This window comes from Bacillus sp. FSL K6-1284, from assembly GCF_038002625.1.
GTDB lineage: Bacteria > Bacillota > Bacilli > Bacillales > Bacillaceae > Bacillus > Bacillus paralicheniformis.
The window spans coordinates 72,108-97,500 of record NZ_JBBOCW010000001.1 but is presented as its reverse complement, the minus strand read 5'-3'; the positions used below and the strand labels follow the sequence as shown (position 1 = coordinate 97,500).

The 25,393-nt window shown below is 46.0% G+C and carries 24 protein-coding genes, 2 tRNA genes and 2 rRNA genes (1 of these 28 running past the window's edge); all 28 read right to left on the bottom strand.

The window, feature by feature from the left end; all coding sequences use genetic code 11:
• Positions 1-981, bottom strand: a 23S ribosomal RNA gene (locus MHB72_RS00510); it reaches 1,949 nt to the left of the window's first position.
• Between the two features lie 170 nt (positions 982-1,151).
• A 16S ribosomal RNA gene (locus MHB72_RS00505) occupies positions 1,152-2,701 on the bottom strand.
• Together the 16S and 23S rRNA genes form the textbook arrangement of a ribosomal RNA operon.
• Positions 2,702-2,996: 295 nt before the next feature.
• Entirely contained in the window at positions 2,997-4,496 is a 1,500-nt protein-coding gene (gene lysS, locus MHB72_RS00500) for a lysine--tRNA ligase (RefSeq protein ID WP_026578986.1), read from the bottom strand.
• 84 nt (positions 4,497-4,580) lie between these two features.
• On the bottom strand, positions 4,581-5,582 hold the full coding sequence (gene dusB / locus MHB72_RS00495) for a tRNA dihydrouridine synthase DusB (protein ID WP_216922123.1): 1,002 nt from the start codon (positions 5,580-5,582) through the stop codon (positions 4,581-4,583).
• Positions 5,583-5,598: 16 nt separating this feature from the next.
• Positions 5,599-5,808, bottom strand: coding sequence for a helix-turn-helix domain-containing protein (locus MHB72_RS00490; protein WP_031304995.1), 210 nt, complete (start codon positions 5,806-5,808; stop codon positions 5,599-5,601).
• Positions 5,760-6,260, bottom strand: coding sequence for a 2-amino-4-hydroxy-6-hydroxymethyldihydropteridine diphosphokinase (gene folK, locus MHB72_RS00485; protein WP_025809559.1), 501 nt, complete (start codon positions 6,258-6,260; stop codon positions 5,760-5,762). The genes MHB72_RS00490 and folK overlap by 49 nt, the downstream gene beginning before the upstream one ends.
• Positions 6,257-6,619 (bottom strand): dihydroneopterin aldolase, encoded by a 363-nt coding sequence (gene folB, locus MHB72_RS00480; RefSeq protein WP_023855968.1) that lies wholly within the window; start codon positions 6,617-6,619, stop codon positions 6,257-6,259. The genes folK and folB overlap by 4 nt, the downstream gene beginning before the upstream one ends.
• Entirely contained in the window at positions 6,612-7,469 is an 858-nt protein-coding gene (gene folP, locus MHB72_RS00475) for a dihydropteroate synthase (RefSeq protein WP_216922121.1), read from the bottom strand. Before folP ends, folB begins: the two co-directional genes overlap by 8 nt.
• A 5-nt stretch (positions 7,470-7,474) precedes the next feature.
• Positions 7,475-8,344 (bottom strand): aminodeoxychorismate lyase, encoded by an 870-nt coding sequence (gene pabC / locus MHB72_RS00470; protein WP_216922117.1) that lies wholly within the window; start codon positions 8,342-8,344, stop codon positions 7,475-7,477.
• Complete coding sequence (pabA, locus tag MHB72_RS00465; protein WP_020449828.1) at positions 8,341-8,925, bottom strand: aminodeoxychorismate/anthranilate synthase component II; 585 nt, start codon at positions 8,923-8,925, stop codon at positions 8,341-8,343. The genes pabC and pabA overlap by 4 nt, the downstream gene beginning before the upstream one ends.
• Positions 8,922-10,352 (bottom strand): anthranilate synthase component I family protein, encoded by a 1,431-nt coding sequence (locus MHB72_RS00460; protein WP_216922129.1) that lies wholly within the window; start codon positions 10,350-10,352, stop codon positions 8,922-8,924. Before MHB72_RS00460 ends, pabA begins: the two co-directional genes overlap by 4 nt.
• 198 nt (positions 10,353-10,550) lie before the next feature.
• Complete coding sequence (gene cysK, locus MHB72_RS00455) at positions 10,551-11,474, bottom strand: cysteine synthase A (protein ID WP_020449826.1); 924 nt, start codon at positions 11,472-11,474, stop codon at positions 10,551-10,553.
• A gap of 75 nt (positions 11,475-11,549) precedes the next feature.
• A complete protein-coding gene (locus MHB72_RS00450; RefSeq protein WP_216922114.1) occupies positions 11,550-12,440 on the bottom strand; it encodes a peptidyl-prolyl cis-trans isomerase in 891 nt (296 codons plus the stop codon).
• A gap of 52 nt (positions 12,441-12,492) precedes the next feature.
• The gene (hslO, locus tag MHB72_RS00445; RefSeq protein WP_020449824.1) at positions 12,493-13,362 is read right to left on the bottom strand and encodes an Hsp33 family molecular chaperone HslO; all 870 of its coding nucleotides are present in this window, start codon (positions 13,360-13,362) and stop codon (positions 12,493-12,495) included.
• An 11-nt stretch (positions 13,363-13,373) separates the two neighbouring features.
• Positions 13,374-14,150, bottom strand: coding sequence for a type III pantothenate kinase (locus tag MHB72_RS00440; protein ID WP_003178242.1), 777 nt, complete (start codon positions 14,148-14,150; stop codon positions 13,374-13,376).
• A gap of 200 nt (positions 14,151-14,350) precedes the next feature.
• A complete protein-coding gene (gene ftsH, locus MHB72_RS00435; RefSeq protein ID WP_020449823.1) occupies positions 14,351-16,270 on the bottom strand; it encodes an ATP-dependent zinc metalloprotease FtsH in 1,920 nt (639 codons plus the stop codon).
• Between the two features lie 96 nt (positions 16,271-16,366).
• Positions 16,367-16,906 (bottom strand): hypoxanthine phosphoribosyltransferase, encoded by a 540-nt coding sequence (gene hpt, locus MHB72_RS00430; protein WP_197406972.1) that lies wholly within the window; start codon positions 16,904-16,906, stop codon positions 16,367-16,369.
• Entirely contained in the window at positions 16,890-18,320 is a 1,431-nt protein-coding gene (tilS, locus tag MHB72_RS00425) for a tRNA lysidine(34) synthetase TilS (protein WP_023855974.1), read from the bottom strand. The genes hpt and tilS overlap by 17 nt, the downstream gene beginning before the upstream one ends.
• Positions 18,321-18,422: 102 nt before the next feature.
• Positions 18,423-19,457, bottom strand: coding sequence for a protein kinase domain-containing protein (locus MHB72_RS00420; protein ID WP_020449821.1), 1,035 nt, complete (start codon positions 19,455-19,457; stop codon positions 18,423-18,425).
• Entirely contained in the window at positions 19,426-20,163 is a 738-nt protein-coding gene (locus tag MHB72_RS00415) for a vWA domain-containing protein (protein WP_020449820.1), read from the bottom strand. Before MHB72_RS00415 ends, MHB72_RS00420 begins: the two co-directional genes overlap by 32 nt.
• Positions 20,164-20,239: 76 nt before the next feature.
• Complete coding sequence (spoIIE, locus tag MHB72_RS00410; protein WP_020449819.1) at positions 20,240-22,729, bottom strand: stage II sporulation protein E; 2,490 nt, start codon at positions 22,727-22,729, stop codon at positions 20,240-20,242.
• A 210-nt stretch (positions 22,730-22,939) separates the two neighbouring features.
• A tRNA-Glu gene (locus MHB72_RS00405) sits at positions 22,940-23,011 on the bottom strand.
• A 10-nt stretch (positions 23,012-23,021) separates the two neighbouring features.
• Positions 23,022-23,095: transfer RNA gene (locus tag MHB72_RS00400), tRNA-Met, on the bottom strand.
• Between the two features lie 150 nt (positions 23,096-23,245).
• Positions 23,246-23,644, bottom strand: a complete 399-nt coding sequence (locus MHB72_RS00395; protein WP_216922111.1) for a S1 domain-containing RNA-binding protein — start codon at positions 23,642-23,644, stop codon at positions 23,246-23,248.
• 79 nt (positions 23,645-23,723) lie between these two features.
• A complete protein-coding gene (locus tag MHB72_RS00390) occupies positions 23,724-24,101 on the bottom strand; it encodes an FtsB family cell division protein (RefSeq protein ID WP_025809568.1) in 378 nt (125 codons plus the stop codon).
• 16 nt (positions 24,102-24,117) lie between these two features.
• Positions 24,118-24,744 (bottom strand): spore cortex biosynthesis protein YabQ, encoded by a 627-nt coding sequence (gene yabQ / locus MHB72_RS00385; RefSeq protein WP_020449817.1) that lies wholly within the window; start codon positions 24,742-24,744, stop codon positions 24,118-24,120.
• Complete coding sequence (yabP, locus tag MHB72_RS00380) at positions 24,741-25,049, bottom strand: sporulation protein YabP (protein WP_011197470.1); 309 nt, start codon at positions 25,047-25,049, stop codon at positions 24,741-24,743. Before yabP ends, yabQ begins: the two co-directional genes overlap by 4 nt.
• 76 nt (positions 25,050-25,125) lie before the next feature.
• Complete coding sequence (locus tag MHB72_RS00375; RefSeq protein ID WP_003178218.1) at positions 25,126-25,389, bottom strand: RNA-binding S4 domain-containing protein; 264 nt, start codon at positions 25,387-25,389, stop codon at positions 25,126-25,128.
• Positions 25,390-25,393 lie beyond the last annotated feature (4 nt).

Sequence of the window (25,393 nt, the reverse complement as noted above, 5' to 3'; positions counted from 1 at the left end):
GATAAGTCTTTGGCATTCGGAGTTTGACTGAATTCGGTAACCCGGTAGGGGCCCCTAGTCCAATCAGTGCTCTACCTCCAAGACTCTTACCTTGAGGCTAGCCCTAAAGCTATTTCGGAGAGAACCAGCTATCTCCAGGTTCGATTGGCATTTCACCCCTACCCACACCTCATCCCCGCACTTTTCAACGTGCGTGGGTTCGGGCCTCCATTCAGTGTTACCTGAACTTCACCCTGGACATGGGTAGATCACCTGGTTTCGGGTCTACGACCACGTACTCATGCGCCCTATTCAGACTCGCTTTCGCTGCGGCTCCGTCTTTTCAAACTTAACCTTGCACGGGATCGTAACTCGCCGGTTCATTCTACAAAAGGCACGCCATCACCCGTTAACGGGCTCTGACTACTTGTAGGCACACGGTTTCAGGATCTCTTTCACTCCCCTTCCGGGGTGCTTTTCACCTTTCCCTCACGGTACTGGTTCACTATCGGTCACTAGGGAGTATTTAGCCTTGGGAGATGGTCCTCCCGGATTCCGACGGAATTTCACGTGTTCCGCCGTACTCAGGATCCACTCAGGAGAGAACGAAGTTTTGACTACAGGGCTGTTACCTCCTATGGCGGGCCTTTCCAGACCTCTTCATCTACCTCGTTCCTTTGTAACTCCGTACAGAGTGTCCTACAACCCCAAGAGGCAAGCCTCTTGGTTTGGGCTGTTCCCGTTTCGCTCGCCGCTACTCAGGGAATCGCATTTGCTTTCTCTTCCTCCGGGTACTTAGATGTTTCAGTTCCCCGGGTCTGCCTTCTCATATCCTATGAATTCAGATATGGATACTGCTCCATTACGAGCAGTGGGTTTCCCCATTCGGAAATCTCCGGATCAAAGCTTGCTTACAGCTCCCCGAAGCATATCGGTGTTCGTCCCGTCCTTCATCGGCTCCTAGTGCCAAGGCATCCACCGTGCGCCCTTTCTAACTTAACCGTTAAAAAGAATCACTACGTGATATCTTGCTTACTAATTGAATGTGATGTCTACTGTTATCTAGTTTTCAAAGAACACGCTTTGAAGGAATGATCCTTCAAAACTAAACAAGATCTAAACGCACCTGTCTATAAGACCGTAAGGTCTTATATTCCGTATAATATCCTTAGAAAGGAGGTGATCCAGCCGCACCTTCCGATACGGCTACCTTGTTACGACTTCACCCCAATCATCTGTCCCACCTTCGGCGGCTGGCTCCAAAAGGTTACCTCACCGACTTCGGGTGTTACAAACTCTCGTGGTGTGACGGGCGGTGTGTACAAGGCCCGGGAACGTATTCACCGCGGCATGCTGATCCGCGATTACTAGCGATTCCAGCTTCACGCAGTCGAGTTGCAGACTGCGATCCGAACTGAGAACAGATTTGTGGGATTGGCTTAGCCTCGCGGCTTCGCTGCCCTTTGTTCTGCCCATTGTAGCACGTGTGTAGCCCAGGTCATAAGGGGCATGATGATTTGACGTCATCCCCACCTTCCTCCGGTTTGTCACCGGCAGTCACCTTAGAGTGCCCAACTGAATGCTGGCAACTAAGATCAAGGGTTGCGCTCGTTGCGGGACTTAACCCAACATCTCACGACACGAGCTGACGACAACCATGCACCACCTGTCACTCTGCCCCCGAAGGGGAAGCCCTATCTCTAGGGTTGTCAGAGGATGTCAAGACCTGGTAAGGTTCTTCGCGTTGCTTCGAATTAAACCACATGCTCCACCGCTTGTGCGGGCCCCCGTCAATTCCTTTGAGTTTCAGTCTTGCGACCGTACTCCCCAGGCGGAGTGCTTAATGCGTTTGCTGCAGCACTAAAGGGCGGAAACCCTCTAACACTTAGCACTCATCGTTTACGGCGTGGACTACCAGGGTATCTAATCCTGTTCGCTCCCCACGCTTTCGCGCCTCAGCGTCAGTTACAGACCAGAGAGTCGCCTTCGCCACTGGTGTTCCTCCACATCTCTACGCATTTCACCGCTACACGTGGAATTCCACTCTCCTCTTCTGCACTCAAGTTCCCCAGTTTCCAATGACCCTCCCCGGTTGAGCCGGGGGCTTTCACATCAGACTTAAGAAACCGCCTGCGCGCGCTTTACGCCCAATAATTCCGGACAACGCTTGCCACCTACGTATTACCGCGGCTGCTGGCACGTAGTTAGCCGTGGCTTTCTGGTTAGGTACCGTCAAGGTACCGCCCTATTCGAACGGTACTTGTTCTTCCCTAACAACAGAGTTTTACGATCCGAAAACCTTCATCACTCACGCGGCGTTGCTCCGTCAGACTTTCGTCCATTGCGGAAGATTCCCTACTGCTGCCTCCCGTAGGAGTCTGGGCCGTGTCTCAGTCCCAGTGTGGCCGATCACCCTCTCAGGTCGGCTACGCATCGTTGCCTTGGTGAGCCGTTACCTCACCAACTAGCTAATGCGCCGCGGGTCCATCTGTAAGTGGTAGCTAAAAGCCACCTTTTATAATTGAACCATGCGGTTCAATCAAGCATCCGGTATTAGCCCCGGTTTCCCGGAGTTATCCCAGTCTTACAGGCAGGTTACCCACGTGTTACTCACCCGTCCGCCGCTAACATCAGGGAGCAAGCTCCCATCTGTCCGCTCGACTTGCATGTATTAGGCACGCCGCCAGCGTTCGTCCTGAGCCAGGATCAAACTCTCCATGAAGTTTGATAATGACTACGCACATTCGCATGTGCGATTTATTTAATGAATTAACAGGTACGTTTGTCTTGTTTAGTTTTCAAAGATCATTATTAAAGCGACTTTTATATTATATCCAATCTCGGATATTAAGTCAAGAACTTTTTTTAAGTTCTTTTTTTCTTTCGCCGCCGTTTTGCGGCAACGAATAATAATATACCACCGTATTTATGATTGTGCAATACTTTTTTGAGAAAAAATTTAATTTGTTTTAAATGCGCAGCAGCCGCTTGTTACACGGCTGCTGCCCAAACGTCATTTAACGATGTCTCATTTGCGGGAATAGTAAAACGTCCCTGATTGAAGGAGAATTCGTCAAAAGCATAATCAGTCTGTCAATGCCGATTCCAAGACCGCCGGTAGGAGGCATTCCGTACTCCAGTGCTTCGACAAAGTCTTCATCCATCATATGCGCTTCATCGTTTCCTTCTTCACGTTCTTTTAATTGCGCTTCAAAGCGTTCTTTTTGGTCGATAGGATCATTTAATTCAGTAAATGCATTCGCGTGTTCACGGCCTACGATAAACAGCTCAAAACGGTCTGTAAATCGAGGGTCTTCAGGGTTTTTCTTAGCAAGCGGAGAAATCTCCACAGGGTGTCCGTATATAAAAGTAGGCTGAATCAATGTTTCTTCAACTTTTTGCTCGAAGAACTCATTAATGATATGTCCTACTGACATGCTTTCAGAAATTTCAATTCCGTGTTCTTTCGCGAATGCTCTTGCTTCTTCTACCGATACTTCTTTCCAGAAGTCTACACCGGTGGCTTCTTTAACAGCATCGACCATATGAAGTCTCTTCCATTCAGGCTTGAGGTCAACTTCATAATCTCCGTATTGAACGGTTGTAGTGCCAAGCACTTCTTGTGCAATATGAGCGATAAGGTTTTCCGTCAAGCTCATAATATCTTTATAGTCAGCATAAGCTTCGTAAAGTTCGATCATCGTAAATTCAGGATTGTGCCGTGTGGAAACTCCTTCATTTCTGAATACACGTCCGATTTCATAGACTTTTTCCAATCCGCCGACAATCAGCCTTTTCAAATGGAGCTCGATAGCGATCCTCATGTAAAGCGGCATATCAAGCGCATTATGATGCGTAATGAACGGACGGGCAGACGCTCCGCCCGGAATCGCGTGCATCGTAGGCGTCTCAACTTCTAAGTATCCGTGGTCATCTAAGTATCTTCTCATCGATTGAATGATTTTGCTGCGCGTAATAAACGTATTTTTGCTTTCCGGGTTTACGATCAAGTCCAAATAACGCTGACGGTAGCGCTGTTCGATGTCTTTTAATCCGTGATATTTGTCCGGAAGCGGACGAAGTGCTTTTGTTAATAAATCAAAGGATGTAGCTTTGACAGACAATTCGCCAACATTCGTTTTAAACATGACGCCTGTAACGCCGACAATGTCCCCGAGGTCAGAGCTTTTAAACCATTCGTACTGCTCTTCACCGACACTGTCTTTCCTGACATAGATCTGAATCTGGCCCTTTAAATCCTGAATGTGCGCGAATCCCGCTTTTCCTTTTCCACGCTTTGTCATCATCCGGCCGGCAATCGTCACTTCAATTGCTTTTTCCTCTAATTCTTCTTTTGAGAATTCATTATATGATTCAATGAGATCAGTTGATTGATGGGTGCGGTCAAAACGCTGCCCGAAAGGATCTTTCCCGTTTTCTCTCAATTGATTCATTTTATCGCGTCTGACTTGCAGCTGGTCGTTTAATTCTTCATGGTTATGCTCTTCATGACTCATCATATATCACTCCGTTACTTTTAGTCTTTCAGGAAAAAAGCAGAAAAACTGCCAGTGAAAACTGGCAGTGAGCAGAGGTCGGATTTATCCTACTTTTGCATCCTGAAGCTCTTTTGCCTCGGCTTCAATCGTAAACGCGTCTAAAAGCTGAACGAGCTCATCCCTCGTTTCGCAATGATTAATTTCATTCCGGACCTTTGCGTTTCCTCTTATGCCTTTTAAATACCAGGCTGCGTGCTTTCTCATTTCGCGAACCGCAACATTTTCGCCTTTCAGTCCGATTAATCGGTCAAGGTGAAGTTTGCAGACAGACATTTTCTCACGCACTTGCGGCTCATCTTTCAATTCGCCTGTTTCTAAATAGTGAACCGTACGGTAAATCATCCACGGGTTACCCAGCGCTGCACGGCCGATCATGACACCGTCAACCCCTGTTTCATCAAGCATGCGTTTTGCATCTTGCGGAGTTTTGACATCACCGTTTCCGATTACCGGTATTGAAACGGACTGCTTCACTTCTTTGATAATATCCCAATTTGCCGTTCCTTCGTACATTTGCACGCGGGTCCGCCCGTGAAGAGCGACCGCTTTTCCGCCTGCGCGCTCTACAGCTTTCGCATTCTCAACGGCAAAGATATGGTCTTCATCCCAGCCCATTCTCATTTTTACGGTCACCGGCTTGTCAACAGCCTCCACTACTGCAGAAACCATTTCATAAATTTTATTCGGATCAAGCAGCCATTTGGCTCCTGCATCACATTTTGTAATCTTTGGCACCGGACATCCCATGTTTATATCAATAATATCCGCAGTTGTGTTTTGGTCAACAAACCTCGCCGCTTCGACAAGCGTTTCTTTTTCGCCGCCGAAGATCTGCAGGCTGAGCGGTTTTTCACGTTCATCGATATAAAGCATTCCCATTGTTTTTGCATTATTGTAAAGGATCGCTTTATCGCTGACCATTTCGGCGCAGACCAAACCCGCTCCGAATTCCTTAACCGTCAAGCGGAAGGCGGAGTTGCAGACACCGGCCATCGGCGCAAGCACAACCCTGTTTTTTAATTCTATATCACCGATTTTAAACATTTTTAGTCCTCCTTTCTTATTCTTCTGATGGAGATAATTCCTCCACTGTTATATTTAAAGTATTGGCTACATCCCTGAGCATGCTCTCCGACGGCATACGATTCCCGCGTTCTACTTCACCAAGCACAGAAACGGATATACCCAATGCTTTTGCAAACCCTTCTTGAGTATAACCCTTCAGCTTTCGATATGCACGAATTCGTCTACCCCAGATTTCTGCTTCCATACTCTTACACCTTCTTGATTTTTCGCATGATTGACAGCTCCCTCAAGCTCGGGATAAATCTCCAGCAGCGGGATGAGCACAAACAAACGTTCATGCATTCTAGGATGAGGAACGATAAGTTGCTCTGTCTCAATATTTTCACGATTATACAACAAAATGTCAAGGTCTACAGTTCTCGGCCCCCATCTGATGTCGCGTTTGCGGCCGAGTTCTTTTTCAATACGCTGAGTCAAATCAAGCAATTCAAACGGTGAAAGAGATGTTTTAACAGCTGCAGCCATGTTTAAAAATAGATCTTGGTCTGTATACCCGACAGGATCTGTTTCATAAATCGACGAGATGTCTGTCACCTGTACAGACGGATGTTGATGGAGGAGAGAGACAGCTTTTTTTAAATATTCTTCCCGCTGGCCGATATTCGAGCCGAGCGCTATATATGCCGAATTGTTCATTGTCGTTTCCTCGTCATCTCGATGGCCACCGATTTATAGTGTCCCGGTATAGGCGGGTCAGGCTTGACGACTTTGACCGTGCATTCCTGAACCGCTTCAAAATGCTTCAGCACTTTTGCGGCAATCGTTTCTGCGAGGGTCTCCACAAGGTTGACCGGCTCTCCCTCCACAACCTCTTTGCACAGCTTATACAAATCAGCATAATTAATGGTGGCATCAATACGATCCGTTTTTCCGGCTTCGCTTAAGTCTAAAAATGCTGTCAGATCAACGCGGAATCTTTGGCCAAGTTTGTTTTCTTCTTTGAAAACACCGTGATATCCGTAAAACTCCATGCCCTCTACATACACTTTATCGATGATAAACGCCTCCTTTATCAATCATGGCATCCATCATTTTTGCCATCCTGGAAATTTGCTTGACGTCATGCACCCTGACGATATCGCACCCTTTTTGAATACCGAGGCATACCGTCGCGCCCGTGCCTTCCGCCCTCTCCTCAGGCGGCAGATCCAGAACGCGGCCGATAAATTTTTTGCGTGACGTCCCCAATAAAACCGGGTATCCGAGTTCGCTGAATTTCTCAAGCTGGTTCATGACCGCCAGATTGTCATGATACGTTTTGGCAAAGCCGATACCCGGATCAAGTACGATGTGATGATCTTGAACGTCTGCTGATTTTGCAATGCTCACACATTCCATCAAATCAGACAGCATGTCCGGGATCAAGTCCTTATAATTCCGTTCCTCGCGGTTATGCATCAAGATAATCGGCACATTATGAGCGGCCGCAACCCGGGCCATGTCATGGTCTGCTTTTGCTCCCCAGACATCATTGATAATCGCTGCACCGGCCTTAAGGGCTTCATCCGCCACTTTTGCTTTATAAGTGTCAACAGAAATCGGCACGTCGATTTCCTGAACAAGTTTTTCAATTACAGGTATGACCCTTGACAGCTCCTCATCAAGAGAAACCTTTTCCGCCCCTGGCCTCGTTGATTCTCCTCCGATATCAAGGATATGGGCGCCGTCTTCGATCATTTGCTTTGCATGAATAACGGCGCGGTCGATGCTGTTATATTTTCCGCCGTCTGAAAAAGAATCGGGCGTCACATTTAAAATCCCCATGATCAATGTTTTATCTTCATAAGACAATGTGTATTGCTTTGCGGTCAACTTCTTTGAACGCACCGCTGTTTGAAGCGCCATATCCTTCACCCTTTAATTGAAATATAGTCTTTTGCTGCTTTTCTATCGTTAGTGTATGCCTCTTGCAGACGTTTCGACAAATTTCCATCCTTTCCCGGAAATTGAGTGCTGCCGATTCTCCGGAATGGAACGATTTCCTGAACGGAATTGGTCATCCATGCTTCGTCCGCAAAGAGAAGCTCCTTTAAAGGGTATATCCCCTGCATAACTTCGATTCCCATATCTGCAAGGCGCTCAATGACATAACGCCGGGTGACGCCGCCTAATATGCCGGTATCAAGAGAAGGTGTATACACACAACCGTCTTTTTCCCAAAAAATGTTGGAAATGATCCCTTCGGCTACAGCTCCCCCTTCGGTAAGAAAAATCCCTTCTTTGGCAGCGTCTGGTCCGAGCTCTCTTTTTCCGAACAGATTATTTAAAAAGTGATGTGATTTCAAGCGGAACGGACCTTCTGGCGTATTGCGTCGGACCTGTAAAATGACACCCTCCTTTTCAACCGGAACCGATTCAGGATGAAAAGGATTCATCATCACCATAACACCGGGTTTTTTGTATGAATCAGGAAAAAGACCTGAGTCACCGGGACCGGCAGATATATTTAACCGGACCTTGGCATCCAGATTTGGGGGCTGATTCAACTGAAGCAGCCTGCCAAGAATGGCAAGCACTTCGCTTTTTGTCAGCTCAAGCTCAATTCTCAGCTGTTCCAAAGCGTTGTTCAGTCTGTCCATATGCCAGTCTAAAAGGAAGGGCTCCCCTTCATAAAGGCGGAACGTTTCAAATACCCCGATTCCGTATAAAAAACCATGGTCAAAAGGAGAAAGTCTTGCTTCCTCCTCCTTCACATATTGACCGTTCAGGTAAATGATCATGTGTTCACTTTCTTTCGGTAAGTCTCAATAAAATTCTTCAGCATTTCTTTTCCGGAGGCAGTCATAATCGACTCCGGATGGAACTGAACGCCTTCAATAGGCAGTTCTTTATGCCTGATGGCCATAATCTCCCCTTCTTCCGTCCAAGCCGATGTCACAAAACAACCGGGCAGCGTATCCGGTTTGACGATCAACGAATGATACCTCGTGGCCGTGAGCGGATGTTCCAAGTCTTTAAAGACCGTCAACCCGTCGTGCAAGATCTCGGAAGTTTTCCCATGCATTAACCGTTCCGCCCTGACGACATCGCCTCCGAAAACCTGGGCGATCGACTGATGTCCGAGACAGACCCCGAAAATCGGTATCTTCCCGGCAAAATGGCGGATCACTTCAAGGCTGATCCCGGCCTCATCCGGACTGCAAGGACCGGGAGATATCATCAAAAAGTCAGGCGACATATCCTCTATTTCCTGAAGCGTGATCTCATCGTTCCGCTTGACGACTAACTCCTCGCCAAGCTCACCTAAATACTGAACCAAATTGTACGTAAATGAATCGTAATTGTCGATCATTAGAATCATATCTCAGCTCTCCTCTGCTCTTTTTTCTCTTCTTCACTCAACTGCAGCGCCTTTTTCATCGCCAGAGCCTTTTTAATTGACTCTTTATATTCATGCTTAGGGTTGGAATCGATGACGATTCCAGCTCCGGACTGCATGAACGCCTGGCCCGCTTTCACATATATCGTTCGGATAACGATATTAAAGTGCATATCCTGATTATATCCGAACCATCCTATAGAACCAGTATAAAGCCCCCGTCTCGTCGGCTCAAGCTCCTCTATAATTTCCATCGTTCTAACTTTCGGCGCTCCTGTAATCGTACCGCCGGGAAACACGGCATGGATGACAGCCACGGCATCGCATTCGTCCCTTAGTTCCCCGCACACATTAGAGACGATATGCATGACATGGGAATACTTCTCAATCACCATGAATTCATCGACCCTGACCGAACCGTACTTGGAGACCCTGCCGAGGTCATTACGCTCTAAATCAACGAGCATCACATGTTCGGCGCGCTCTTTTTCATTCATGATCAGTTCGTTCGCGAGCGCTTCATCCTCCGCTTCATCCGCCCCGCGGGATCTCGTCCCGGCAATCGGTCTTGTCTCAAGCCTGGTGCCCTTTTTCTTAATGAGCAGTTCGGGCGACCCGCAGATGATTTGAAAATCCGGGGTTTCCAAGTAGGACATGTACGGCGAAGGGTTGATTTCTCTTAACATTTTGTATACCTCATAAGGGGGCGCAGACAGGCGCTCCGACTGGCGAACAGAAAGGTTCACCTGAAATACGTCGCCGCTTGCAATGTATTGCTTCACCTTCTCAACGGCCTGAGAAAAGCCGGCTTCTGTAAATGAAGCTGCGAATGACGGGCTTTTATTATCATTTGATTGATAACCGCCAGCGGTCTTCGGATGTTCCGTCTTCCACATTTGCTCAAGCCTGTCCAGTTTCTCTTCCGAAGCGGCCGGCGATTCTTCAACGGTGTGGGTAATCACCCAAAGCTGCTGCTGCTTATGATCATAGACGGCTATATCATCAAATACGAGAAAGAATAAATCCGGCGTTTGCAGATCATCGATAGACAGGATTTTGAATTTCTCAATATATCGGGCATAGTCATAGCTTAGAAAACCGACAGCCCCGCCCTGAAAGTCGGGAAAATCTGCAACCGTCTCCGTTTTCAGCGTTTCAAACCACTGAGAAAACTGCTGAAACGGATCCCCCTCTTTGAATATGATGTCCCCTTTGTATTGAATCGTCGTGATGCCGTCTTTCCCTTTTGCTATTGCGACAGGGTCGAGCCCGGCTATGCTGTATTCTCCGCCTCTCGCACTTTCGAGCAGAACGCGGTACTGCTTTCCTTTCGACAGGCTTTCAAATTGCTCTAAAAACCGTTGATTGGAAAATGGGAACGCTCTGGCTACAGGCCTTCGTTGTCTCATCATATCATTCCTCTGCCGTTAGTCTAATGTCCTTATTGTAATGCATATCTTTTTTCTAGGAAAAGAGAATTTCATTTCCAATATAGAAAAAAGTCCTTGAGCATGTTCACTCAAGGACACCGAGCTTTTAAAAGGGCTTCGCCCGTGAAAAACAAAAGGCCGCCGACATTGTCGGCAGCCTCCCGTTTCAACTGGAGCCTATTCAAATTGATAAAGAGGCGTGCTTAAGTATCTCTCTCCGTTACTAGGAAGAACAGCGAGAACTTTTTTGCCTTTCCCAAGCTTTTTAGCGACTTGAAGAGCAGCACAGATCGCAGCACCCGAAGAAATTCCTCCGAGAATTCCTTCTTCTCTCGCCGCTTTACGGGCAAATTCAAAGGCTTCTTCGTTTTTCACTGTGATGATTTCATCGTAAATTTCCGTATTCAAGATTTTCGGAACGAATCCCGCTCCGATTCCCTGAATTTTGTGCGGACCTGGTTTTCCTCCGGAAAGAACAGGAGAATCAGTCGGTTCCACCGCGAAAATCTTGATGGACGGATTTTTTTCTTTCAGGACTTCTCCGGCACCTGTTATCGTTCCGCCGGTTCCGATACCTGCAATGAATGCATCTAAACCGTCTCCGAATTGTTCGGCGATTTCTTTTCCCGTTGTGCGGCGGTGAACTTCTGAGTTCGCAGGGTTGTTAAATTGCTGAGGCATAAAATAGCCGTGCTCCTCAGCCAGTTCTTCCGCTTTTTTAATCGCGCCTTTCATTCCTTCAGCACCCGGAGTCAGCACAAGCTCAGCTCCATATGCACGCAGAAGGTTGCGGCGCTCAGAACTCATTGTATCAGGCATAACAAGAATCGCTTTGATGCCCTTCGCTGCAGCGACCATGGCAAGTCCGATTCCCGTATTTCCGCTGGTCGGTTCAATCAGTGTATCTCCTTCTTTCAGAAGGCCTTTCTCTTCAGCATCTTCTATCATGGCAAGCGCAATCCGGTCTTTTACGCTGCTTCCAGGGTTCATATACTCCAGTTTCACATATACTTCAGCACTGTCTTCATCAACTAGTCGATTTAATTTAACGACAGGTGTATTTCCGATTAAGTCATAAACAGAGTTTGCAACGCGAACCATTTGAACACCTCAATTTCCGAGTAATTTTATTGGGATTATATCTAATTTATCAATATCAAAATATTTTGTCAATCTTTATTTTTTATCGTCATAAAACCAAGATACTTTCGCATCTTTCCAAAGTGTCTTCACTGAAGCTTTGTCGCCTAATTGATCCATCGCGATCTGCCTTCTGATTTGATTTTTCACTTCGCTGTAAGTGAAAGCTTGCCCCGGGAGCTTTTCTTTGAGCTGGATGATTGCATAGCCCTGACTCGTTTTAATCGGTTCATCCACCCATTGATTTTCCTTTAGCTGCTCAGCTTTCTCTAAATATTCGGCCGGAATGTTTTCGTGCTGATCATTGACGAACCCGAGGTCACCGCCGTAAGGAGACGTATACCGGTCAATCGAATGTTCAGCCGCGGCCGCTTCAAAGCTGGATCCTTCCTTCAGCTCTTTAAGAACTTGTTCTGCTTCGTCTTTATCTTTGACAACGATATGCTTGAGGCGATAAGAATCATCGAATTTATATAAGTCCTTATTTTTGTTATAGAACGACTTCAATTCGCTGTCAGAAATGACAATATCTTTTGTCAGGAGCTCTTCTAGAAGAATATTATGCTTGATCTGCTCTTTCCATTCTTTTTCTGTTGTGGCTTCGTCTTCGTAGAAGGAATTGTATACAGCTTTAATCAGCAGAAATTCTCTTTCAATGTCTTCATCAGACACTTTGATCTTATTTTTTTCGGACATTTGGGTAACAACGCGGTCGTTGATCATATCTTCAAGCGTTGATTTTCCATAGCGCTCTTCCATTTCGCTCAGCCATTCTTCACGCGTGATGCCGTTTTTTCCGATATGTGCAATGACTTCTTGAGCGGACGGTGAAGAAGCAGTCTGCGATTTCGTCAAAACATACGCGATCACGATACAGTTGACAAAGATCGCACCTAAAATAATCGGCCAAAGTGTTCTTGATTTCAATATGGTGTCTCCCCTTTCCCCATTGTAAAAGACCCGCTACTGCATAGCGGGCTTATATTTCATCTCGAAGCGCTTCAAGCTCTTCCTTTGTAAACAGATACTTTTCATTGCAAAAATGGCATTGAGCCTCAGCTTGGCCATCTTCATCAATCATCTGTTGAATTTCATCTTTGCCAAGACCGATGATGCCTCCTGAGAAACGCTCTTTTGAACAATTGCATGTAAACCGGACAGGAACGGTTTCCAGTATTTCCGGTTCTTCTCCCAATACCGCAGCCAGCACTTCCTCAGGTGTCAAACCTTTCTGAATCAGCTTTGAAATGGGCTCCACTTGAGAAAGGTTTGTTTCAAGCTTCGTGATTGTTTCATCGTCCGTGCCCGGCAGCAGCTGAAGGATAAATCCGCCTGCAGCTAAAATCGTATTGTCGGGGTTGACGAGCACCCCTACACCCACCGAAGAAGGAACCTGTTCAGAAGATACGAGATAATATGTAAAATCCTCGCCGATTTCTCCGGAAACGATCTCAACCTGGCCTGTAAATAAATCGCGGAGACCGAGATCTTTTACTACGCTTAGTGTGCCGGACGTACCGACGGCTCTTCTGACGTCCAGTTTGCCGTGTTCATTTAAGTCAAAATGAACGTGCGGATTGGACACGTAGCCCCTGACATCTCCTTTTGCATTTCCGTCAGCGACAATCGCGCCGATAGGTCCGCCTCCTTCAATCTTGACGGTAAGCTTGTCTTCGCCTTTCAGCATGGCACCGAGCATGACAGCCGCCGTCATCGTTCTTCCTAAAGCGGCGGAAGCGGTAGGCCATGTGTTATGCCTTCTTTGGGCTTCATGAATCGTTTCTGTTGTATTCGCTGCATATGCTCTCACTTTGCCGTCATATGCGATGGCTTTCACTAAATAATCCATACCTCATCCTCCTATACACTTTCAACACGATTCCGTTCATAAATAAGCTCTAGTCCCTTCAATGTAAGGAACGGGTCAACGATATCGATGCAGTCCGATTCGTCTGCTATCAAGGAAGCAAGACCTCCCGTCGCAATGACTTTCGGATTTTTCTTGGACTGCCATTTCATCCGTTTGACAATGCCTTCAACCTGTCCGACGTAGCCGTAAAGGATTCCGGACTGCATCGCGCTGACCGTACTTTTGCCGACAATATGATCGGGCCGTGCAATTTCAATTCTGGGAAGCTTGGCAGCTCTCGAATAAAGCGCTTCAGTTGAAATCGTGATGCCCGGCGCGATCGCACCGCCCATGTACTCCTTGCGCTCGTTAATATAACAGTACGTCGTAGCGGTTCCAAAATCAACGACAATCAGGGGGCTCCCATAGAGATGAATAGCCGCCACTGCATTTACAATGCGGTCTGCTCCGACTTCTTTCGGATTATCGTATTTTATGTTTAATCCTGTTTTCATTCCCGGACCGACAATCTGAGGCTCGATCTGAAAATATTTAATACACATTCTTTCGAGGGAGAACATGATCGGAGGTACAACTGATGAAATAATAATTCCTTCGATCTGGTCAAACATCAGTCCGACATAATCAAATAAAGAACGAAGAAGCATGCCGAATTCATCTTCCGTTTTATGGCGGCTTGTCTCAATCCGCCAATGATATTCGAGCTCTCCTTCGTGGTAGATGCCAAGGACGGTGTTTGTATTTCCCACATCTATAACAAGCAACATTCTGATCACCACTTTTGACTAGTTTCTCTTACTTGGGCATAAAACATTCTACCATCATACAATACACGATGCCGATTCTGTTTGTAAACGAATCAAATCGTAGTGAACAAAGATTTTCCAAAGAGGTTTTTTAACCATAAAAAAAGAAAACTGCCAAAAGCAGAGCTTGGCAGTTTTCCTGAAGAGGCGGAAATAAGTCGTTATTCTTTCTCATCCTCGTTTTTTTCTTCGTCATCTCGTTTATTGATGTTGACTTTCACATCGTCTGTCTTTTCCTGATCATCCGAATATGTGCGATCAGGAAGTCTTCCGTGCTCAGACAAATGTTTGATTTGCTCAGCGTCGAGCGTTTCAACTTCCAGCAATGTTTGAGCGATCAGCTCAAGTTTGTCGCGATTTTCAGTAAGGATTGTTTTTGCACGTTCATAACATTCCTTAATGAAGCGCTGAATTTCTTTATCGATTTCATACGCAATCGCGTCGCTGTAGTTTTGGTCATTGTTGAAATCGCGTCCCAAGAACACTTGCCCGCCTTGCGATTGTCCGAATTGAAGAGGACCGAGCTTTTCAGACATACCGAATTCAGTTACCATTCGTCTGGCAATGCCTGTAGCGCGCTGGAAGTCGTTATGGGCACCCGTGCTGACCTCACCGAAGATGATCTCTTCAGCTACACGGCCTCCAAGCAAGCCGACGATCTTATCGAGAAGTTCGGGTTTGGTTTGGAAATAACGGTCTTCCTTAGGAAGCATAACGGCGTATCCGCCCGCTTGGCCGCGCGGTACGATCGTTACTTTATGCACCATATCCGCTTCATCCAAGACAAGTCCGATTACAGTGTGTCCCGCCTCGTGATAAGCCACGATATTGCGTTCTTTTTTCGAAATGACCCTGCTTTTCTTTGCAGGTCCGGCGATGACGCGGTCTGTCGCTTCATCGATGTCTCGCATATCGATCTTTTTCTTATCTTGACGCGCTGCTACGAGAGCCGCTTCATTTAAAAGGTTTTCAAGATCTGCACCTGAGAATCCAGGCGTCCGCATCGCGATCGCTTTTAAGTTTACGGATTCATCAAGCGGCTTGTTTCTTGCGTGTACTTGAAGTACAGCTTCACGGCCTTTAACATCTGGGCGGTCAACTGTAATTTGACGGTCAAAACGTCCCGGACGCAGCAATGCAGGGTCTAAAATATCGGCGCGGTTTGTCGCAGCGATAATGATGATTCCTTCATTGGCGCTGAATCCGTCCATTTCAACAAGAAGCTGGTTGAGCGTCTGTTCACGTTCATCGTGCCCTCCACCAAGACCTGCTCCCCGCTGGCGTCCGACAGCATCAATTTCATCGATGAAAATCAGACACGGTGCATTTTTCTTAGCGTTTTCGAATAAGTCGCGAACACGTGATGCACCAACCCCGACGAACATTTCAACGAAGTCAGAACCGCTGATGCTGAAGAAAGGCACCCCTGCTTCTCCGGCACAAGCTTTCGCCAGCAATGTTTTACCGGTACCCGGAGGTCCGACCAAAAGCACGCCTTTCGGAATCCTTGCTCCGAGTTCAGCGAACTTGCGGGGATCCTTGAGGAAATCAACGACTTCCACAAGCTCTTGCTTTTCTTCATCCGCTCCTGCCACATCTTTGAATTTGACGCGTTTCTTTTCTTCTGTATAGAGCTTCGCCTTGCTTTTTCCAAAGTTCATAACACGGCTTCCGCCGCCTTGAGCCTGATTAAGCAGGAAGAAGAAAAGAATGAAGATAATAACAAAAGGGATGATGGTGGTAAAGAACGTCATCCATCCATTTGCTTCCTGTGCAGGTTCTACTTGTATCTTCGTTTTTTTCACTTGATCAATGATTTGATCTGCCCCTTTTCCTTCAGGAACATGGGTCAGGAAATATTGATCTTTCTCATAGGTCGTCAGCTGTCCCCGAACCTCGTACACGCCCCTGACAGGCTGGATGGAGACATTTTCAACCTTCCCTTTATCTAGGTTTGAAACAAAGTCACTATACGTCATATTTTCTGTTTTCGGATTTGCGGTTTGGAAGTAGCTCACAACTCCGATCACAACTAATAAAATAAGTAAATAAAAAATGGTATTACGGAAGACCCGATTCATTCCTTACCTCCTCCCACAGTAAGCACAACTATGTTCAATAGTATCATAGAAAATCGTTCCAATACAACAGATATCCCTTTCGCTAACAAGCCCGAATCAGCTCTCATAAACCGCAGGTTTCAGCACTCCGATGTACGGAAGGTTACGATAGCGTTCAGCATAATCGAGACCATATCCGACAACGAATGCATCGGGAACTTCAAAGCCGACGTAATCCGCTTTGATATCCGCTTTTCGTCCGCTTGGTTTATCAAGAAGGGTTACGATCTTAATCGATTTTGCTTTGCGGTATCGGAAAAGCTCTACAAGATAACTCAAGGTCAGCCCACTGTCGATGATATCCTCAATAATTAAGATGTCACGGCCCTCTACAGATGTGTCCAAATCTTTAATGATTTTTACCTCTCCGGAAGAAACCGTTGAACTGCCGTAGCTTGATACATCCATGAAATCCATTTCCAAATATGTATCAATATGCTTCAAAAGATCAGCCATAAACGGCATGGCTCCCTTTAACACACCGATTGCCAGCGGAAACTTGCCGCTGTACTCTTTTGTCAGAGTTGCGCCCAGCTCCTTGACTTTCTTTTGGATCTCTTCTTCTGAGATCAAGATATTTTCAATATCCTGTTTCATTCTTTGCTAGCCCCCTACACTTTTCATGCTGTCTATATTGTAATACAATGCGATCATTGTTTGTAACATCAAGTTCCTCAAAAATGGTTTTTTTCAGACCAGGTATCCAAATAATGTTTCCAACCGCGTCTGTTACAATGGGCCAGCTGTCTCTTTTCGCAAGAGGCACTTTTTCATCAATAAATATATCTTTAACCTTTTTTGAGCCGTTCATCCCTTTAAGTTTGATTCGGTCTCCGTTTTGCCTTGTCCGTACATAAAGGGGGAATTGAACCTGCTTGGGACTTGTTGCAAAAACATCGTTTCCTTGCAGCTTCCGGGTTGAACCGGGTCCGCTCACATGAAGGGAGGAGCCGTCGGGAAGCTTCAGTTCTTCTTCGTCTGCCCCGCTTATTTCATAATGATAGGAAACATTTTCACATTGTAAACGCTGAAATGTAAACAAACATGTATGATAAGATTTTGCAACTTTTAGCCCATTCGGAAAATCAAGGGAACCGGATGGTCCACCTTGTGAAATCCAATCCAGAAACACTTGAATATGATGGGCTGAAAACGCTGATGGAACGTTTTCATAAAGATAGTTTAATATTAGATGAACTCCCCTTCTTTGTAAAGGCATAGGGAGCGCAAGAAGCCGATCGATGCTGATTTCGACACCGGAACTTGACTTGCTTGTGATTACTGTATTCATTTTGTCTTTCGTTAATGCCTGTAAGTATAATTCGTCTTCTGTCAGGAATTCACTGACGGATTGAAACCTTTTATGGACATCTTCCGACTCTTTCTTCAGAAAAGGGAGAACATGGTGCCTGAACCGGTTCCTTGTGTAATCATCCTCACTGTTGCTCGGATCGGTTCTATACGGTATTCGATTCTCTTTGCAGTAAGCCAAAAGATCATCCTTTGACAGCCTTAGAAACGGCCTAAGCAGCCAGCCGCTGTCAAAACGGCGCTTTGGCTGAATTCCAGCAAGCCCGAGCCCGACAGTGCCTTTTGCCATCTTCATCAGCATCGTTTCCACCTGATCATCGCCATGATGAGCCAGAACCAGGTATTCAGCCCGGCGCCTTTTCATTAATTCTTGAAAAAACGCATACCGGCATTCTCTCGCAGCAGCCTGTTTATTCAGATTGTTTTCCGCGGCAAATGTCAGGACATCGATTTGCACCGCCTCGCATTGTATGCCTTCCGCCTCGCAGTAGTCCTGAACGAACCGCATATCATGCTCAGACTCTTCGCCTCTGAACATATGATCGACGTGTGCGGCAATCAGCGTCGCCGAGGCAGGAACCGTACGTTGCAGAGCATGCAGCAGCGCCATCGAATCAGGCCCCCCGGAGACGCCTGCAACCAGTGTCGCTCCATCAAATGACAGTTCGTATTTTCTCATGAAATCTTCAATACTTTTCACAATGTCCTCCCACTAAGAGCAGGGTGTATTTCAAAAGATATAAATATCCTAACACTTTCAATCGGTCCCTGCAAAGAAGAGCTATCCGCCAGCAAAGCAGAGCTAAATAAAAAAGAGAACGATATACGCAAAGTAAAGGGCAAGAACGCTTACGACGATCAGCAGCGTTTCAAAAACACCGCCGGATTTAGAACTGTTTCTTTGCTTTCTGCGCCCGCTTCTTAACATTTGCTGCTGAGGCGTCCCCCGCTTATGCCGCGGGCCTTGAGACGGGGCGGATGCCGATGAAGAGCGGGCGGTTCTCGACTGGCGGCTGCTTTGCATTCTGGCCGGCCGTCCGATTGCCAGGAGGTCTCCCTTCATTTCATCAGCTGTTCGATAGCTTCCTTTTAAAGCAGAAGCAAGAACCGGCTTATACCGCTTTAAAAACGGCTGTCCGTCGATGACTGACATAAGCTGTTCCTGAGGTCTTGCTGTCTTTTTAAATTCTTTTTTCACCGCACAGTTCACCATAATCATGGCGACTGAAAACAGATCATACGAAGGCTCAGCCTTACGGGTTCCAAATTCCCAATAGCCTCTGTCAAAAAACTCTGTATATTCCTTGATTGCCCGGCCTTCTTTTGTCGTCCCGCCCACATCAATGCAGCGGATTTGCGGCGGCGGGCCCGTCACGATTAAATTCTCGGGCTTTAAATCTCCAAACACCCATCCTTCGCGATGAATGGCCGACAAACTTGAGAGAAGCTGGCTGATTAGCACCGGTATCCATTCCTCGCCTTTTTCGTTTACATATCTTAAAAGAAGCGGACCTTCAATATATTCCATGACATAAAATGAAAGTTTTTTGCCCGCACCCGCAACCATCATGTCATCCACATCAAAAAAAGAAGGCCCCATTGCTTTTGCCTGGGCCTTTGAGAAAGATTTCAGAACATTCACTTCCGAGGTAATGGACAGGCTGTCATCGCTCACTTTTAATGCAACGCGGCCCTTTCCCGAATCGGCCAGATATACAACGCCATTCGCCCCTTTTCCAAGCTGTCTGATGATCTTGTAGGAATGATTGTTCCACTTTCCAACAACGGCTGCACCCGGCTTTAGACTAGCCGCCAAACTCGTCGAAGTGTTTTTCATCGTCTTCTAACATTCTCCTTCTTGAGCCGATTTTGTTAAAATGCTGAATCGCCTCTCGTATTGCGGGTCCTGTCGGCGTAATGCCGCCGGCTGAAAGCTTGGAAAATATTGAAGAAAGAGATTCAAACTTCGGGGTCCAATCAAGCACAAGCTCGACCTCTTGTTTTTTCCCGGGAAATATAAGCATCGCAAATTCATTTTCGCCGATTCTTGAATTGAGACTGATGGAAAGGTCTATCAATGCTTCTTTAACAGTCGGCAGCTTCGGATTCATGCTCGCGCTTGTATCGACAAGAACCAATACATGAAGATGTACGGTCTCACCGAGCTCATCTACGACTTCCATAACTTCACCGCGTTTATCAGGAGGCAGTTCATCCATTTCGGTATGCTTGCCGAGAATTTGTTTGAGCTCACTATTGACAACGCCTTGAAGGGTTTGCGTCATCGCCTTTTTTGTCACCATTTGAACAGTCTGCGACAGCTGCGACGCGTAAACAACCTGGTGAACTCCCCCGCCTGCGAGGGCGATCCCTTCAACTTCTTTCATCGCCTCCTGATCCATTTCATGCTCGTCCATAATCCCAATCACATTCACGGTAATTCCCTGCTCCTTCGCAAAGGCGGCCATGGCCTGCGGGTCTTCGCCGCGGTTTGAACAGCCGTCCGTCAAAAGCAGGATTTGATTCAAGTGCCCCTTTTTCATCGTTTTTATTCCTCCTGGACAAAGATATCTTGATTTAGTTCCATCATCGCCAGAAGAAATTTGATTTATACGAAGGCTAAGAAATCTCTTGATTCTTTTGGAAAAAAGACGGCGCCGGAATGGAGGCCCACTTTGGCGTATTATGGTCCAGCTTGATAACAATCACCGTCATATCGTCCTCAATCAGACCCGACCTTGTCCGAATCACTTCTTCCATGATCAAGTCGGCGATTTCCTGCGGCTCCTCGGTTTTCAGAGATTTCAATTTACGCTTCATCCACAGATCATGATTTTCAACATGTCTAGGCCCTTCAAAGATTCCGTCGCTCATCATGATCAAAAGGTCTCCCGCTTTTAATTGCTCGCTGACTACATCAACATCGAATTCTGTAATGATGCCGATCGGCAGATTGCTGGCCTGCACTTTGATAATCTGATCGCCTCTTTTAATAAAGCTCGGGGTGGAGCCGATTTTCAAAAACTTGCAGCTCGCATCCTGAAGATCGATGACCGATAAATCCAATGTCGAATATATTTCATCTGTCGTCCTTAATGAAAGAATGCTGTTGATCGTTTTAATCGCCACTTTTTCGTCGATGCCCGACTGAAGAATCTTTTCCAACAGCTTGATCGTCTCATTGCTTTCAAAATGGGCCCTTGCGCCATTTCCCATACCATCGCTGATGGCGGCCGCATATTTGCCGGTGCCGAGCTCCATCATATTGTAGCTGTCGCCGGAGACAAGCCCTCCTCCTTTTGCTGCATGTGCGGCTCCCGTCACCACCCTGTATGACTTCGCCGAACCGAAAGCAACATGACAATATCCATTCGGATGGCCGGCGCACTGTTCCGCTTTGACGATAATTTGTTCTTCCAAAATATCGGACAGCATCGGAGCGATGATTTTTTCACACTCCCCGTGGCCGTTGCAATACGGGATACTCATTTCGATATCGATATTTCCCTGCTCTAGGCTGTAAATTTCGACTTGTTGAATTTCAATGCCGAAATGCTGCAGCGCATCCCGAATTTGTTCTTCTTGAATAAAATGCTGCTCCCTCTCCCTTTTTATTTCCCGAGAAAAGTCCGCCATAACCTGAGAAACCCCGAGCAGCTGCTCTGCGACGAGACGCCTGCTGTCATGCACCTTTTGTTTTAATGTCTGGTTTGCCCTAAAATGAGACAGCTCGTCTTCCATCAGCGCTTCTACTTGCTTTGATTTGGAGCAGTGCTGATGAAACTCCTTTTTCAGCTTGCGGTTTTTAAAATATTGCTTTTCTTCTGTTTCCTGCATAACTCGTTTCATCAAGTCATATGTTTTATCAAAGTTCTGAACCCAGCACTTGTTTTTCTTATAACAGGACTGGCAGGAGTGTTCTGTTACAGTGCTCAAAAACAGATCGATCTCTTTTTCTTTTCCTTCATCATCTGGAACCGAATGATAAAAGGTAGCGAAGCTTTCGGATAATGCGTGAAAAACACTCGAAAACTGATCGACCTTCTGCGCGGTGACATCGCGGATTTTTCTTGCATATTGCTGCTGTTCCTGAGCGTGTTCAGTCGTTCCCGGTATATACTTAGCCACTTTTTTCGTAATCGACTGAGGGGTTAAAAGGAACAGACCGATTGCAATCAGTGATTCATAAAGCGTCGGCACAAGTTCAGCTGAACCTTCTCCGTACAGAGAAATCAATAGAGATCCGATCAATAAGCCGACCGCAGCACCGAACTTTTTTCCTTCTTTTAACAAACCGCCGAGAAGGCCTGAAAAAGCCAGCAGGCTCATCTGATATAAATTGCCGATATTTGAAAGGCTGAGGATCAGCCCGGTCACAACACCGACTGTACAGCCGATGCTCGCGCCCCCGATGAACGCGAAAGCGAGCACGACATAACGGGCCAATATCAGTTCAGCCTGCATGCCTTGAAAAGAAACGCCTGTCAAACCTGTGAGAACAGAAGCGATTAAAATCATAAAACAAATGATCTCTTCAATTTTCAGCGACTGTTTCGCCCGCTTTGATGTAACAATCGGCAGGCTTTGCAAAAAAATCAGTGTGAGGATAAACGATAACCCGGCTTCAACAAAAGCCATAATATAGTGATAACCCGAAACCGTTCCGTATTCAGCATATACGAATCCGCATCTTGTCACAGCCATCGCTAAAAAGACGACGACAGGCAGCGTTCTGACGCGGTCTTTTATAATAAGAGACGTCATTTTGGAACATATCGCAAATGCAAACAGAGCCGCAAGCACGAACAGCGAATGCTGAGGCGATATGCTCAGAGCCCCGGCAAGAAGTGCCAGGCATGCAAGAAAAGCTTTATCTTTTTTAATTAAAAGCATCGCTCCGAAAAATGGAAGAGCAAAGGGAATGACCTCTGACAGAATGAAGGCTCGTCCCAATAAAAAACCGATGATCATATAGATCAGCCCTTTATAAAAAAAGAGGGAATATAAATGCTGCATTACAAGCTTCGTCGTGCTGCCAATCCATGAATACAATTTTTGAACAACAGGTCCAGCTATTGGGCTGTTCACTCTTCTTTCCGCTTTTTCCATGCTCTCATCTCCCACTCGTTTATTCGTTGCTTGCCATTATAACGAAAGATGAAATAGGATTTTGTCAAAAGAAGGTAATGAATTTAAAGAACTGTTCGACGCTTTTTGTAGCATGCTTCAATCACTCTTGATAAGTCGAGTCCATTCCCGTTATTTTGCGTATTTTTATGCAGCAAAAAAACCGGCTTCAGAAGAAGCCGGTTTCCGGAATGACCCGTACGGGATTCGAACCCGTGTTACCGCCGTGAAAGGGCGGTGTCTTAACCACTTGACCAACGGGCCTTCATATAAGTAGCGGCGGAGGGGATCGAACCCCCGACCTCACGGGTATGAACCGTACGCTCTAGCCAGCTGAGCTACACCGCCATGTTGTTGATTTCTTTTAACGCACAAGTTCTATAATACAAAGGATTGTCCTATCCGTCAATAGAAATTTTAATAAAAATTTTATAAGACAATAAAAAGGCATCCGTTGGGATAAGACGAATGCCTTTCGTATATATAGAAAGCAGCAAGTTAACCTCTTCTTGCTCCGCGCCCTCCACGTTTTGATTCCGTGTTGCGTTTTAGAGACGATAAGCGATCTTCACTGTCTTTTAAAAACTTATTCATTTTCTGTTCAAACGTTTCTTTAGAGCGGAAATCATTTTTAGGTCTCGCAGGTCTTGATGATTGAGGACGGTCTACAGCCTTTTTGATCGACAAGCCGATTTTCCCATCTTTCTCAACATTGATGACTTTAACTTCTACTTGATCACCAACCTTCAGATGATCATTAATGTCCTTCACGTAGTTATCGGCTACTTCGCTAATATGAACAAGACCTGTTGATCCTTCAGGCAGTTCAACAAACGCTCCAAAATTTGTAATACCTGTTACTTTCCCTTGCAACTTGCTGCCAACTTCAATCGACATAAAAAAAGTGCTCCTCCTTAGACTTAAAAAAGATCATTTGTTTAATTATACATAAAGAAAAAATTAAGTGTCAACAAGGCTACTTGCTCTTATCTTCAAACTTGAAGATGATTTCGCCATCTTTTGAGAGGTAATAATCCTTTCTGGCAAGCTCTGCAACGTAGTCCTCATCCTTTAATTTCACAATCTCATCTTTCAAATCCGATTTTTTTGCTTCCAGTTGTTCCAATTGTTTCAAAAGGTCTTCTTTCTTCTCTTGCTTCGCGCTGATATCCGAAGTCTGCGACCAAAGCGAACTGACAATCACAATCGCCGACAGCAGCACAACGGCGCCGAAAACCATCAACCGTCTGTATAGACCGCGTCTTTTTCTTTTCAGCTGCTGCTGTTTTCGCTCCATCTGCTCTTTGTATTCGTTCTGTATTTGCGATATGTTGCGTCTCGTGGGATCATTCATTCCAGACGGCCTCCCCTCATTTTTTTAAAAGTTTTGCCTTAATGGTTATGAATAGTTTCTTCCCCTTTTCGAAAAATCCTGCTCCTTTTTGCAAAAAGCGTCTCAACAATCCCCGAACCGGGGCGGGAAGAAGCCTGCAGCATTGATATAGTATAAAATAAATCGGATATCCTGCAAATTTTAATATCTTATATAAACATACCGCAAAAAAACGAAAAAGAACATAGATATTTCTCATTGTAAAAAGAATGATGGCAAAAATAGCTTGAAACGTCCATACAACAGGCCGAAACACCATCATCTGCATCATCTTTGAGACCAGCCTGGAGATGAATATGAAAAAGGAAATCATCCATTCCAAAAGCTTGATATAGATCTGCTTAAAAAGGCTTTGATAAGCGGCAAATCCAAGCATGACCGCCAGAAAGATATAAATTCGGAATTCCCCTTCATTCACGCTCAGCAAAACATAGAAAAAAAGGAGACCTTGTACCACCCAAAACAAAAAGTCATGGAGAAACAACAGCCACCTTGCTGTTTTTGAGCGAACGACAAAACGGGTGTAGGTGTCAAGGGAAGCGCCAAGCCATGCCCCCATTCCGGCCATGGCCAGCATCGTATAGAACTGAGTGGTCAGCGTCATTTAAACAACTTGCTAAAAAATCCTTTAGCTTTCTCCCCCTGCTGCTCATCCAAATAGACGAGATCAAGCACTCTTCCCTTGATGGAGACAACGCCTTTTTCCACATCGAGATTCTTCATCTGCAGGTTTTCGCCTCTGACTGCCAGCATGCCCATGACCGTCTCAAGTAAGAATTCCTCATTGTCAAAGCTCTCGACCTGTTTGACACCGGATATATCCAGCAGCTTGCGGCCCTTCATCGTCACATTATGTTCAGGACCAGATGCCCCGCCGGAAGGGTTGTGCTGATCATAATATACATTCATCGATTCATCCCCCATATCCTCATACTAAAGATTCGATACTGCATTGTATGAGACGGGGGATTTTTTTAGAACAAGCCTATTCTCCTCCCAGCTTCTCTTCTTTGAGAACGGTATACATATCAGCGGCTTCTTCTTTTTTTGTCGTATCCTTCAATTCATTGACTTTGACGGTTACAAGCTTTTGGCCAAAACGCACCGCAAGCTCGTCTCCCGCTTTGACAACAGAGCTTGCTTTCGCCTGCTGGCCATTGATCGAAATTCTTCCCTGGTCAGCCACTTCTTTTGCAAGCGTCCGTCTTTTAATCAGCCTTGATACTTTGAGAAATTTGTCGAGTCTCATCACT

Bases quoted from the DNA above. Each gene is read 5' to 3' on its own strand.
- MHB72_RS00490 (WP_031304995.1), bottom strand. From the start codon at position 5,808: ATGGAAGCAGAAATCTGGGGTAGACGAATTCGTGCATATCGAAAGCTG.
- yabP (WP_011197470.1), bottom strand. From the start codon at position 25,049: ATGAATGTATATTATGATCAGCACAACCCTTCCGGCGGGGCATCTGGT.
- hslO (WP_020449824.1), bottom strand. From the start codon at position 13,362: ATGGATTATTTAGTGAAAGCCATCGCATATGACGGCAAAGTGAGAGCA.
- MHB72_RS00395 (WP_216922111.1), bottom strand. From the start codon at position 23,644: ATGTCGATTGAAGTTGGCAGCAAGTTGCAAGGGAAAGTAACAGGTATT.
- cysK (WP_020449826.1), bottom strand. From the start codon at position 11,474: ATGGTTCGCGTTGCAAACTCTGTTTATGACTTAATCGGAAATACACCT.
- MHB72_RS00440 (WP_003178242.1), bottom strand. From the start codon at position 14,150: ATGTTGCTTGTTATAGATGTGGGAAATACAAACACCGTCCTTGGCATC.
- MHB72_RS00420 (WP_020449821.1), bottom strand. From the start codon at position 19,457: ATGAAAAACACTTCGACGAGTTTGGCGGCTAGTCTAAAGCCGGGTGCA.
- ftsH (WP_020449823.1), bottom strand. From the start codon at position 16,270: ATGAATCGGGTCTTCCGTAATACCATTTTTTATTTACTTATTTTATTA.
- folK (WP_025809559.1), bottom strand. From the start codon at position 6,260: ATGAACAATTCGGCATATATAGCGCTCGGCTCGAATATCGGCCAGCGG.
- folP (WP_216922121.1), bottom strand. From the start codon at position 7,469: ATGGCGCTTCAAACAGCGGTGCGTTCAAAGAAGTTGACCGCAAAGCAA.
- yabQ (WP_020449817.1), bottom strand. From the start codon at position 24,744: ATGACGCTGACCACTCAGTTCTATACGATGCTGGCCATGGCCGGAATG.
- MHB72_RS00460 (WP_216922129.1), bottom strand. From the start codon at position 10,352: ATGAGACAACGAAGGCCTGTAGCCAGAGCGTTCCCATTTTCCAATCAA.
- hpt (WP_197406972.1), bottom strand. From the start codon at position 16,906: ATGAAACAGGATATTGAAAATATCTTGATCTCAGAAGAAGAGATCCAA.
- lysS (WP_026578986.1), bottom strand. From the start codon at position 4,496: ATGAGTCATGAAGAGCATAACCATGAAGAATTAAACGACCAGCTGCAA.
- spoIIE (WP_020449819.1), bottom strand. From the start codon at position 22,729: ATGGAAAAAGCGGAAAGAAGAGTGAACAGCCCAATAGCTGGACCTGTT.
- dusB (WP_216922123.1), bottom strand. From the start codon at position 5,582: ATGTTTAAAATCGGTGATATAGAATTAAAAAACAGGGTTGTGCTTGCG.
- pabC (WP_216922117.1), bottom strand. From the start codon at position 8,344: ATGATCATTTACCTGAACGGTCAATATGTGAAGGAGGAGGAAGCAAGA.
- MHB72_RS00390 (WP_025809568.1), bottom strand. From the start codon at position 24,101: ATGAATGATCCCACGAGACGCAACATATCGCAAATACAGAACGAATAC.
- MHB72_RS00415 (WP_020449820.1), bottom strand. From the start codon at position 20,163: ATGAAAAAGGGGCACTTGAATCAAATCCTGCTTTTGACGGACGGCTGT.
- MHB72_RS00375 (WP_003178218.1), bottom strand. From the start codon at position 25,389: ATGAGACTCGACAAATTTCTCAAAGTATCAAGGCTGATTAAAAGACGG.
- pabA (WP_020449828.1), bottom strand. From the start codon at position 8,925: ATGATTCTAATGATCGACAATTACGATTCATTTACGTACAATTTGGTT.